This is a genomic window from Kocuria sp. CPCC 205297 (genome assembly GCF_040981035.1).
Lineage (GTDB): Bacteria > Actinomycetota > Actinomycetes > Actinomycetales > Micrococcaceae > Kocuria > Kocuria marina.
Genome location: NZ_JAVKPY010000024.1, coordinates 1 through 6,595, shown reverse-complemented (window position 1 = coordinate 6,595; position 6,595 = coordinate 1). Strand labels below are relative to the sequence as shown.

The following is a 6,595-nucleotide window of genomic DNA, read 5'->3' as shown; positions in this document are numbered from 1 at the left end:
CACGGTGGCCGCGCTCTCGTCGGCAACGACGAGCAAGACCACCGCGCTACACCACTATCGGGGGCTCAACTTCGTGGCGCGTGGATCTGGCCGGTGTACAGCGCGTGGTAGATCGACTCGTGCGACAACGAATCCTGTTGCTCGCGCCGTAGCCAATGGGCGATCTGGGTGGGTGACCAACCACGTTCCAGTTTCACCGCGACCAGGCTCGACAGCGCCGGGTCACGATGAAGACGTGTGGGTTTCGGGCGGCGGGCGTTGCGCCACGCGCCCGCATCGGCGGTGGCGGCGCGGTACGTGCTGGGCCCGCCGTGGCGAGCGATTTCCCTGCTGATACTCGTGTGATGGCGCCCCAGCCGCGTGGCGATGGCTCGGTACGACAAGCCGGCAGCGATGCCGCGGGAGATCTCTTCACGTTCACTCATCGTCAGGTGGCGTCGGTTCCGGGCGCGCGGCGGCGGCTTCACTCCGCCATAGCGGCGCAACAGGGTCCTGACTGGGGTCTGGCTCACGCCGATCGTGCGGGCGATAAGTCTGACCGACTCGCCCTTCGCCCACAACGCCCAAACGTTCTCTTGCTGCTCGTTCGACAATCCGGCCATGACACCCACGATCCACTAGCGGCGGCGGTGCGTTGGCCGGTTGAATCCGCCACCGTTTGAGCTACACGACGCCGGGAGCTCTACCCCGTTCAGGCGGAGCCTCCTTGCTGCCCATGTCCTGCGATGACACAGTGGACTCATGGGTAAATCGGGTTTCCCACGGCTACTGCACCCCACCGTCGACGCCGTCAACGTACGAGACGTCGCAGTCTTCTACGGCGAACTGCTGGGCCTTAACCATGACGCCGACGTTGCCGATGGTGAGCCGCAGTGGGTCGAACTCGTCGACTCGACGGGAGCTGTCAGGCTGGCCGTGCAGCGTGTCGATTCCCTCACCCAGACCACCTGGCCTTCGCCAGACGTTCCGATGCAACTGCATCTTGAGTTCATCGTCGATTCTCGCGACGAGTTGTCGCGTCACGTCGAACGTGCGTGCGCTCTTGGGGCCATAGTGCTTATGGATCGTTCCGATGAAAGAGACGAACAGGTCTTCGTGCTGGCCGATCCCGCCGGCCACCCGTTCTGTCTGCTCTCTCGCGTCTAGCTGTACTGACCGGGGACGTTGATCGAGTCCCCGGTCAGTACAACTAACCCGCTTTACTGATGACTTTCGGCGCGTCGGTGAGGCCGCGTGCGCGTCGGCTCGCTGGCCGCTGCCGCACCATCGCCCACGACCGTCTCCGACCTACTGACCGCACCCACACGTCGCCGCCGCATGTGCGAAAACGGTGGCGGATCCAACCGGTCAACGCACCGCTGATGGTGCTCAGGCTATCGGCGTAAGCGTCGTGGGATGAGGCCCAGTCGAGGACTTTGCGGGGCCGTTTCGTTGATTCGCCGTCGTTTCTGCTACACACGCGGCGGAGTGGTTCTGCACGTAGTTGAGCTACTGAAACATGTGACTTCGTCTGCTGAATGGCGGGGTTCTTCGGTCGCTTCGTGGCGGGGTCAGGTGACACCGATGACCAGGGTGCTCTGTGCGGCTTCGATGACGTCGTTGGTGATGGTGTCGAGTTCGTTGATCTTCAGGACCCGCTGGATCTGGGGGAAGAGGCGTTCGAGGAGCCGGAAGTTGCCGCGGGTGATCCGTGCGATGGCTTGGGCGTCGGTGAAGTCGTCGGGGTCGAGGGTCTTGCCGAGGGATCGCCAGTGTCGCTCGAGGACGAACAGCAGTTCGTCTTGTCCCAGGGGCCGGTACTGGTGGGCGAAGCCGACTCGGCTGTAGAACTGGGGGTAGTGGCTGAACTGCTTCTCCAGGCCGGGCATGCCGATCAGGATCAGGGCGATGTCGTCGCGGTCGTAGCGATCGCGCAGCAGTTCCAGAGCGGCGGGACGCAGTCGTTCGGCCTCGTCGACGATGATCAGCTCCACGTAGTTCCTGCCGTGTCGCCATCCCCAGGCCTCGGGAGTGGCCGTGCCGGGAGGTACGAGGTGCTGCTCGATGCACATGTTGGTGCGGGTGATGGCTTGGGTCAGCTCGTCCTTCAGGGTCCGCGGGGTGGTCAGCACGCTGGGGGTGTAGAGCACGGTGCGGCTCCGGTTCAAGGCGGCGTAGATCTTGGCGTCGTTGTCGGAGCGCGGCCCCCAGTAGGTCAGCAGGTCATGAGCCTTCTCGTAGTGTGCGTAGCGGCGCGCGGAGAGTGTCTTTCCTACGCCGGCTGATCCGAAGCACAAACCGATGGTGTGCCCGCGGCGCACGGCGTCGGCGAACTCGGTGAAGCGGCGGTGCTCCTTGGTGACGATGAAGCGCTGGCTCACCTGAGGTCCTCCTTGTAGATCTTCAACGCCGACCTCGGCGCCGGAGCCGGTGCTTCGGTGATCCGTGGCGTCTCGGTAGGTGCGGCCACGAGGGCGATGCGTTCGTTGATGCCGGCTCGCAGCGCCCGCCGGCGGGCGTTGCGCGCGGCCTGGATCTCCTTGAGGCTGACCTTCTGGTCGTGGTGCTCTTGGTTGACGGCCTTGCAGACGAATTCGTCGTGATCGAAGACGCGGATCTCGGTGATGTCGCGGGGGTCGTAGCGGATCACGACCGAGCGTCCGACGTAGCCGGCCAGAGTTGGCGAGACGTAGCGCAGGCCCTGAAGGCGGATGCCATCGCGGCGCACGACGCGGGTCTTGGCGACGGTCAACAGCAGTCTGTCGAGGTCTTCCAGGCTCTCGGGCATTCGGGGCAGCCAGCCATCGGCGATCCACGCGCTGCGCGGGGAGGTTCCGAGCTCGCTGTGCGTGCGGTCGTTGTAGGTGGCCACGAACGCCTCCAGGGCGCTATCGAGGGCGGCCAGGGACAGTTTCGGTGTCGGCCAGGGGTGCCCTTCGGTGATGTGTCCGGGCAGGGTGGCGAGTAGCTCGGTGTTGATGGTGCCGAAGAACCGCTCGATCTTGCCCCGTCCCTGGGGTCGGGCGACGGTGGAGTGGATCAGTCGGATGTGGAGGTCGACGGCGGTGTGGGCGAGCTGGTCACTGGTGAAGTCGCTGCCGTGGTCAACGTAGAGCACGTCGGGCAGGCCGCACATCGGCCAGGCCGGGTCGGTCTTGTGCCAGATCGCTTGGCGCAGCGCCAGGGCGGTGTTCATCGCCGACGGTGCGCCCAGGAAGACTGTGTAGCCGCAGACCGCCCGGGAGCAGTCGTCGAGGATCGTTGTCAGCCATGGCCGTGCGGGCTTGCCTTCGGTGCCCACCACCAGGATGTCGAGCATGGTGTGATCGGATTGCCACATCGCGTTGGGCAGCTCTGCTTGCCGGCGTAGCACCAGCTCGTGCTTGTCGCGGTAGGACGCTGCGCCCTCCAGGGCGAAGGTGACCATGCCGGGATCCAGGGTCCGCACGATGTCCCACACCACCGAGTAGGAGGGGACCGGCCACCTCCGGGCGGCGCAGATGCCCGTGACTTTGCGATGGATCGTGGCGATGGCCGCCCGCGGCTTGCTCAGTGCCAGGCCCTCGATCAGGTCGACGAGGTCGGGCGGAAGGCGGCGGGAGCCGGCGTCCGCCCGTGAGGCTGTCTCCAGTCCGGCGTAGCCGTCGGCGCGGTAGCGGGCGTGCCAGCGCTCCAGGGTCCGCAGCCCTACATCGGTCTCGCGAGCTAAGCGCGCGAGGGGCACCTGGTCCTCGACGTGGAGCCTGAGGATTCGCCACCGCGCTCGAGCGTCCACGACGCACCTACTGCAAGGCGTTCTCGCGCCCGCGCTCGGCGCGCTGAAGGGCGCGGTAGACCGTGGAGCGGCCCACGCTGAACAGCTCGGCCAGCTCGCCCACGGTGTGCTCGTCGGCAGCATGTAGCTGGACGAGGTGAGCTTCTTGCCGGGGGGTGAGTTTCGGTGACTTCCCGCGCAGCCGGCCCTTGGCCTTGGCGACCTTCATCCCCTCGCGGGTGCGGGCACGGATGAGGTCGGCTTCGAACTCGGCGACCATCGCCAGCACGTTGAACAACAGTTTCCCCATCGGGTCGGTCGGGTCGTACACCGATCCGGCGATGCTCAGCTTCACTTCCCGCGCCGCGAGGTCGTCGGCGATCTGGTGGGCATCACGGACTGAACGCGCCAGCCGATCGAGCTTGGTGACCACGAACGTATCGCCGTCCCGACAGGCAGCCAGCGCCTGCCGCAGGCCCTCACGGTCGGCGTTGCGGCCCGTGAGCCCGTGATCGACGTAGATGCGCTTGGGATCGACGCCGAACGCCGCGAGTCCGTCACGCTGCGCGGTCAGGTCCTGCTCGTCGGTGGAGACTCGGGCATAGCCGACCTTCAAGGGGGACATGCTCCCCAGTGTGTCATATAGCCTCCCTTCACCGGACAGTTCACCGGACGGGTCTTACGGGACAGCCCGCCAGGCGTGCCGTCGTTCCTCTCGATAAGTAGCGGTGGTGTCCGGTGAGGGTTCCCCTTACGGGCATGCGATCTGGGCTGACGCCTGTGACCGAGTGTTCAGTGCGCGCTGTATAGTTCAGTCCATGTTGACTATTGCTTCGCGTCTCGACGTGATGAACCGCCTGGGTCGTGCACTGGCCGACCCCACTCGATCCCGGATCATCTTGACCCTGCTCGACCATCCCGCTTACCCGGCGGAACTGGCCCGAGATCTGGACCTGACACGCCCGAACGTGTCCAACCACCTGGCATGCCTGCGCGATTGTGGGATCGTCGTCTCCGAGCCCGAGGGTCGTCGGACACGATATGAGATCGCCGATTCGCACCTGGCGCAGGCGCTGACGGCACTGGTCGATGCCACCCTGGCAGTGGACGAAGACGCCCCGTGCATCGATCCCGCCTGCTCGCTTCCCGGATGCGACGCAGCTGGGGAGGGCGCATGATCCTCACCTCGGTCTTGCAGGCGATGGGCCTGTTCGCAGCGACCAACATCGACGACATCATCGTGCTCTCCCTCTTCTTCGCGCGAGGGGCAGGCCAGCGCGGCACTACCGCCCGCATTCTGGCCGGCCAGTACCTCGGATTCGCCGGCATCCTCGGTGCCGCGGTCCTGGTGACCATCGGTGCCGGAGCATTCCTGCCCTCGGCAGCCATCCCGTACTTCGGTCTCATCCCTCTGGGCCTCGGCCTCTGGGCCGCATGGCAGGCCTGGCGCGGAGACGATGACGACGATGACGACGAGGCCAAGGTTGCCGGCAAGAAGGTCGGCGTGTGGACAGTCGCAGGCGTCACCTTTGCCAACGGCGGCGACAACATCGGCGTCTACACCCCTGTCTTCCTCAGCGTGGAACCTCTCGCAGTAGTCGCCTACTGCATCGTCTTCCTCGCGCTCGTCGCGGTCCTGGTGGCCCTGGCAAAGTTCGTCGCCACCCGCCCCCCGATCGCCGAAGTGCTCGAACGCTGGGAGCACATCCTCTTCCCCATCGTTCTCATCGGCCTCGGCATCGTGATCCTCGTCAGCGGCGGAGCCTTCGGACTCTGACGTAGCGGCAGCGATCCAAACGGCCCCGACCGGGCGCACCCCTCTCGGTTCAGACCGCGACACCTACCTGCAGCCAGTCCTGCGTGATCGCGGCAACAAGACCGCCACGGAGCGCTGCAAAAACTCCGCCACCAAGCGAACGAAGCCACATGAAACATGTAGCAAAACTACGTGCAGAACCGCGTGTAGCAGAACCGGGCCAGGAGTGATGATTTTTGCTACGCAGCTCATAGCTCCTCGTCCGGCTAACCGCCCCGTCTGATCCCAGGGTGAGTAGCGGCTGCTCCGGCAGTAGGAGTGCCCGGCTGCGACTGCGCCTCACATTCGATTGAGGATCTGCTCCTTCTTGGCCTCGAACTCTTCGGGGGTCAGGATGCCGGCGTCGCGCAGCTCTCCGAGCTTTCGTAGCTGCTCAAAGGGGTCGGGCGCAGAGGGGGACTCGCGGGGGTGCTCGGTGGTGGCCTGTGCGGGGGTGCTCGTTCCGGTCGGGACGGAGGCCGTGGCTTCGATGTTCATGCGGATGGCGTCGGCTAGGGCCTTGCCGTTTGCCTTGTCCATCTGGGTGAACTCAGCCTTGTTGCCTGAGGCGAAGATGATCAGCTTGCCCAGAAGCATCCCCGTTTCCCATTGCACCGACGAGATGCGGTTCAGCGGGAAGTCTTCGGTCTGCGAGTTGGTCCATCCCTCGTAGGTGAAGAGGACGCGATGTGTCGTCAAGGTGAGCAGACCGTTGCCCTTGCCGTACAGGCCTGATGCTAGGGCTTTGACCTCCTCGCCCTCCATGAGGTGGGAGGGGAGCTTGCGTATCTCGCGTCCAGCGCCGACGCGGGCGCTGGACGGCGTGCGGTCGAGTACCGCCTGGATGTCAGGGCGGACTTCCTCAGAGTTCTTCCGTGCCATGAGTGAATCCTAAGCGTGAGTTGGAGCGCAGGGGGGATGCTTGAGCTAGTCGGTCTGCATCCCTTGCCGAGTCAGCCGGCGTGGCTGGTGCAGAAACGACCGTTTGAGCTACACGCGTAGCGTCCACACGGTCACCACGATCGCCCCTTCAAGTCCACCTCGCCGGTCGGCCACTCAGCAGCATT

At 65.3% G+C, this 6,595-nt stretch carries 8 protein-coding genes; 3 read left to right on the top strand and 5 right to left on the bottom strand.

Going from position 1 to position 6,595, the window contains the following annotated elements:
- Positions 1-65: 65 nt before the first annotated feature.
- Positions 66-602: a transposase gene (locus RF650_RS13390; RefSeq protein WP_368815160.1), complete on the bottom strand. Its 537-nt coding sequence runs from the start codon at positions 600-602 to the stop codon at positions 66-68.
- A 139-nt stretch (positions 603-741) separates the two neighbouring features.
- Between RF650_RS13390 and RF650_RS13385 the strand changes: the two genes are divergently transcribed.
- The gene (locus RF650_RS13385; protein ID WP_131333168.1) at positions 742-1,146 is read left to right on the top strand and encodes a VOC family protein; all 405 of its coding nucleotides are present in this window, start codon (positions 742-744) and stop codon (positions 1,144-1,146) included.
- Positions 1,147-1,550: 404 nt separating this feature from the next.
- On the opposite strand, the gene RF650_RS13380 is transcribed toward RF650_RS13385, so the two are convergent.
- Genes RF650_RS13380 through RF650_RS13370 form a run of 3 tightly spaced genes read right to left on the bottom strand, consistent with a single transcriptional unit; the run spans position 1,551 to position 4,358 of the window.
- Positions 1,551-2,360, bottom strand: coding sequence for an AAA family ATPase (locus RF650_RS13380; RefSeq protein WP_131333169.1), 810 nt, complete (start codon positions 2,358-2,360; stop codon positions 1,551-1,553).
- On the bottom strand, positions 2,357-3,754 hold the full coding sequence (locus RF650_RS13375) for a Mu transposase C-terminal domain-containing protein (RefSeq protein ID WP_368815159.1): 1,398 nt from the start codon (positions 3,752-3,754) through the stop codon (positions 2,357-2,359). The genes RF650_RS13380 and RF650_RS13375 overlap by 4 nt, the downstream gene beginning before the upstream one ends.
- Positions 3,755-3,761: 7 nt before the next feature.
- Positions 3,762-4,358 (bottom strand): recombinase family protein, encoded by a 597-nt coding sequence (locus RF650_RS13370; RefSeq protein WP_010534181.1) that lies wholly within the window; start codon positions 4,356-4,358, stop codon positions 3,762-3,764.
- A 193-nt stretch (positions 4,359-4,551) separates the two neighbouring features.
- Here RF650_RS13370 and RF650_RS13365 point away from each other — a divergent pair, with 193 nt between their 5' ends.
- Positions 4,552-4,911: a helix-turn-helix transcriptional regulator gene (locus RF650_RS13365; protein ID WP_006590980.1), complete on the top strand. Its 360-nt coding sequence runs from the start codon at positions 4,552-4,554 to the stop codon at positions 4,909-4,911.
- Positions 4,908-5,510: a cadmium resistance transporter gene (locus RF650_RS13360; protein WP_311254296.1), complete on the top strand. Its 603-nt coding sequence runs from the start codon at positions 4,908-4,910 to the stop codon at positions 5,508-5,510. The genes RF650_RS13365 and RF650_RS13360 overlap by 4 nt, the downstream gene beginning before the upstream one ends.
- 318 nt (positions 5,511-5,828) lie before the next feature.
- Here the strand turns inward: RF650_RS13360 and RF650_RS13355 are convergent, their stop codons facing one another.
- On the bottom strand, positions 5,829-6,410 hold the full coding sequence (locus RF650_RS13355; protein WP_131333171.1) for a PH domain-containing protein: 582 nt from the start codon (positions 6,408-6,410) through the stop codon (positions 5,829-5,831).
- Positions 6,411-6,595: the final 185 nt, after the last annotated feature.

What these genes read in the sequence shown, in the direction of transcription:
- RF650_RS13370 (WP_010534181.1), bottom strand. Translation starts at nt 4,358, where the DNA reads ATGTCCCCCTTGAAGGTCGGCTATGCCCGAGTCTCCACCGACGAGCAG.
- RF650_RS13360 (WP_311254296.1), top strand. Translation starts at nt 4,908, where the DNA reads ATGATCCTCACCTCGGTCTTGCAGGCGATGGGCCTGTTCGCAGCGACC.
- RF650_RS13390 (WP_368815160.1), bottom strand. Translation starts at nt 602, where the DNA reads ATGGCCGGATTGTCGAACGAGCAGCAAGAGAACGTTTGGGCGTTGTGG.
- RF650_RS13385 (WP_131333168.1), top strand. Translation starts at nt 742, where the DNA reads ATGGGTAAATCGGGTTTCCCACGGCTACTGCACCCCACCGTCGACGCC.
- RF650_RS13365 (WP_006590980.1), top strand. Translation starts at nt 4,552, where the DNA reads ATGTTGACTATTGCTTCGCGTCTCGACGTGATGAACCGCCTGGGTCGT.
- RF650_RS13355 (WP_131333171.1), bottom strand. Translation starts at nt 6,410, where the DNA reads ATGGCACGGAAGAACTCTGAGGAAGTCCGCCCTGACATCCAGGCGGTA.